The following is a 4049-nucleotide window of genomic DNA, read 5'->3' as shown; positions in this document are numbered from 1 at the left end:
CTGTCGCCGTCGGCGCCGCCGGTGCGCCTGGCGGTCGTCGGCATGGGCAAGTGCGGCGGCCGGGAGCTGAACTACGTCAGCGACGTCGACGTGCTGTTCGTGGCCGAGCCCGGCGCCGACGACCGGCCGGCCACCACCAGCGCCGCGCGGACCGCCGCGCTGGGCACGGCGACCTCCCTGGCGGTGGGCATGGTCCGGGCCTGCGGGACGGTCACCAGCGAGGGAGCGCTGTTCCAGGTCGACGTGGCGCTGCGGCCGGAGGGGCGCGACGGCCCGCTGGTGCGGACCCTGGCCAGCCACGACGCCTACTACCGGCGCTGGGCGCGGACCTGGGAGTTCCAGGCGCTGCTGAAGGCCCGCCCGGTCGCCGGCGACCGGGCGGTGGGGGAGCGGCTGTGCGCCGCGGTGCGGCCGCTGGTCTGGTCGGCGGCGTCCCGGCCCGGTTTCGTCGCCGACGTGCGCGCGATGCGCCGCCGGGTGGAACGCTCCCTGCCCAGGGCGGAGGCCGACCGTGACCTCAAGCTCGGCCCCGGCGGGCTGCGCGACGTCGAGTTCGCCGTCCAGCTGCTCCAGCTGGTGCATGGCCGGACCGACCCGGCGCTGCGTGCCGTCTCGACGCTGTCCGCGCTTGACGCGCTCGCCCGCGGCGGCTATGTGGGACGCCGGGACGCCGCCGGCCTCGCCGACGCGTACCGCTTCCTGCGCGGCACCGAGCACCGCCTCCAGCTCCAGCGCCTGCTCCGGGTGCACACCCTGCCCCGGGACCCGGCCGAGCTGCGCTGGCTGGCCCGTTCCCTCGGGTTCGCCACCGCCAAGCGGATGGAGGCCGAGCACGCCCGGGTCGCCCGGTTCGTCCGCCGGCTGCACGAGCGGCTGTTCTACCAGCCGCTGCTGGAGGCGGTGGCCAGGCTGTCCGCGGAGGAGGTCCGGCTGACGCCGGCGGAGGCCCGCGACCGGCTGGCCGCCCTGGGCTTCGCCGACACGGGCCGCGCGCTGCGTCACATCGAGGCGCTGACCAGCGGTGTCAGCCGGACCGCGACGATCCAGCGCCGCCTGCTGCCGGCGATGCTGCACTGGTTCGCCGACGCCGCCGACCCCGACGCCGGCCTGCTCGCCTACCGCCGGGTCAGCGAGGCGCTCGGGCACACCCCCTGGTACCTGCGGCTGCTGCGGGACGAGGGCGGCGCGGCCGAACGGCTCGCCCGCCTGCTGGCGGCGAGCACCTACGTCGCTGACCTGATGCAGCACGCCCCGGAGTCGGTGCGGCTGCTGCGCACCATCGACGACCTGCGGCCCAGCGGCCGTGAGCAGCTCGTCCGGGCGCTGATCGCGATCGCCCGCCGCAACCCGGCCCGGGAGCAGGCGGTCGGACGGGCCCGCGCGGTACGCCGGGTCGAGCTGGTCCGGGTGGCCTGCGCGGACCTGCTCGGGCTGCTCGACGTCGCCGCGGTGGGCCAGGCCCTCTCGGACGCCGCCGCCGCGACGATCGAGGCGGCCCTGTTCGTCGCGCAGCGCCGCTTCGAGCAGGAGACCGGCCGGCCGCTCCCGGCCCGGATCGCGGTGATCGCGATGGGCCGGCTCGGCGGCGAGGAGCTGTCCTACGGCAGCGACGCGGACGTCGTGTTCGTCCACGAGCCGACGGACGACAGCGGCAGTGGTTCGCTTACGGAAAGTGAGATTTCCGCCGCGGCGGGGTCGGTGGTGGCCGAGCTGCGACGGCTGCTGGCCCTGCCGGCCGGCACCGACCCGCCGCTCGTCCTGGACGCGCAGCTGCGCCCGGAGGGACGGGCCGGGGCGATGACCCGCACCCTCGCCAGCTACTCCGCGTACTTCAACCGCTGGTCGCAGGGCTGGGAGGCACAGGCGCTGCTGCGGGCGCGCCCGGTCGCGGGGGATACCGCCCTCGGTGCCCGGTTCTGCGCGTGGGTGGACGGAATCCGTTATCCACCGGCCCTGCGGCCCGGCGTGGTCGCCGAGCTCGTCCGGTTACGCGGCCGGATGGAGGCGGAGCGTATCCCCGCCGGCGTGGACCACACCCTGCACCTCAAGCTCGGGCCGGGCGGTCTCGCCGACGTGGAGTGGGCCGTGCAGGTGCTGCAGCTGCGGCACGCCCACCGGGTGCCCGCGCTGCGCACGACGTCCACGCTCGCGGGGCTGCGCGCGGCGGCCGCGGCCGGGCTGCTCGACCCGGCCGAGGCGGCCGCGCTCACGCAGGCGTGGACCATGGCGTCCCGTATCCGTAACGCGATCATGCTGGTCCGGGGGCGTCCCGGTGACGTACTGCCCCGCCAGCCGCGGGCGCTGGCCCAGGTCGCCGGCGCGCTCGGCTGTCCGGCGGACAGGGCCGAGACGCTGGTGGGCGACTACCGGCGCGGTGGCGCGCACGCCCGCGCGGTGGTGGAGGCGGTGTTCGCCCGCGAACTGGACAACGGCTACCCGGCCGGAGCGGACGGGTAGCCGTCGCGGTTCTGCCACGGCTGCCGCGGAGCTGGCCAGCGCGCGGGCCGCCAGGGGCCGCCGGCCGCCAGGGGCCGCCGTGGGGAGCCCGTGAGCCCACAGCGGGCCCGCAATGGGAGCCGCTGTGGGACTTGCCGTGGCTGTGGGTCTGCCGTGGCGGCTCAGACGGTGAGGACCGCGTCCGCCGGCTCCTTCTGGCCGGGGATGGCCAGGCTGGGCCTGGTGCCCGCCAGCGCGCTGCAGCAGGTGTCGACGATCAGGCCGGTGACCAGGTAGGGGTCCATGTTGGCGTTGGGCCGGCGGTCCTCGATCCAGCCCTTCTTGGCCTTCTCCACCGCCCACGGGATGCGGACCGACGCGCCGCGGTCGGAAGCGCCCCAGGAGAACCTGTCGTACGGGGCGGTCTCGTGCTGACCGGTCAGCCGCTGCTCGATCCCGTCCCCGTAGTTCTTCACGTGCTCCAGGACGCGGGTGCCCAGTGCCTCACACACAGTGACGATGGCGTCCCAGCTTTCCATGGTGGCCCTGGTGGAGAAGTTGGTGTGCGCGCCAGCGCCGTTCCAGTCGCCGGGAATCGGTTTCGCCGCGAACGACACGGTGACGTCGAAATCCTCGGCGATCCGGTGCAGCAGCCAGCGGCCGACCCATATATGGTCGCCGATGGCAGGCGGCGGGAGTACCCCGATCTGGAACTCCCACTGGGCCATCATGACCTCCGCGTTGGTGCCCTCGATGGCGAGGCCCGCGTCGAGGCACGCCTGCGTGTGCTTCTCGACAATCGCCCGGCCGACCATCTTCTCGCCGCCGACACCGCAGTAGTAGGGGCCCTGGGGGGCCGGATAGCCCACCTCGGGCCAGCCCAACGGCCGGCCCTGCTGGAAAAAGGTGTATTCCTGTTCGATACCGAACATCGGCTGCTGGTCGGCGTACTTCTCGTAGGCCTGGCGGCAGAACGCGCGGGTGTTGGTCGGGTGCGGGGTGAAATCGGTCAGTTCGACCTCGCACAGCACCAGGACGTTTTTCCCGCCGCGCAGGGGATCCGGACAGGTGAACACGGGCCGCAGGACGCAGTCCGAGTTGGATCCCGGCGCCTGGTTCGTGCTCGAGCCGTCGAAGCCCCAGATGTCCGGTTCCTTACCGTCGGCAATGATGCGGGTTTTGCTCCGCATCAGGGGCTCCGGCCTGGTGCCGTCGATCCAGATGTACTCGGCCTGGTAACTCACTCGTACTCCCCGTGGTTGGCATGGCACGTAGCGGAGTTTCTCGTCGCGCACCTGCGGATTGTTTCGACCCGGGCCGCGGGTGCCAGGAGGGTCCGTCCGGATCTTCGCCGGGCACGGTTTCCGTGCCGTTCCGGCACGGTAAATTCCCGATCAATCATGTATTTCCGGTCAATGTGTTTTCCCGGGTGTTCCGGAGCCGTTTTCGCCCCCCGGGCGGCCGGCGACGGAACGGCCATGCCAACGTCCCGCCGCCGGTGTTCCGGTCGTGTTTGTTCCCCGCCGCCACCGCCGGGCGGCCCGGCCGTGGCGGCCGCCCGCGGCGGGCCGGCCGAATTACCGGCCGGGCGGGGTAGGCGCGCGGGATGTCCC

At 73.8% G+C, this 4049-nt stretch carries 2 protein-coding genes; one reads left to right on the top strand and one right to left on the bottom strand.

Annotated features, from left to right (window positions below; all coding sequences use genetic code 11):
* A partial coding sequence (locus NBX02_RS16270; RefSeq protein WP_250292053.1) for a bifunctional [glutamine synthetase] adenylyltransferase/[glutamine synthetase]-adenylyl-L-tyrosine phosphorylase occupies nt 1-2457 on the top strand: 2457 nt, incomplete at its 5' end.
* A 161-nt stretch (nt 2458-2618) separates the two neighbouring features.
* Here the strand turns inward: NBX02_RS16270 and glnII are convergent.
* Complete coding sequence (glnII, locus tag NBX02_RS16265) at nt 2619-3680, bottom strand: glutamine synthetase GlnII (RefSeq protein ID WP_250281824.1); 1062 nt, start codon at nt 3678-3680, stop codon at nt 2619-2621.
* Between the last annotated feature and the right edge of the window lie 369 nt (nt 3681-4049).

Origin of the sequence: Protofrankia sp. CiP1_Cm_nod1, from assembly GCF_920888515.1 — a bacterium.
Taxonomy (GTDB): domain Bacteria; phylum Actinomycetota; class Actinomycetes; order Frankiales; family Frankiaceae; genus Protofrankia.
This window is presented reverse-complemented; position numbering and strand designations above follow the sequence as displayed.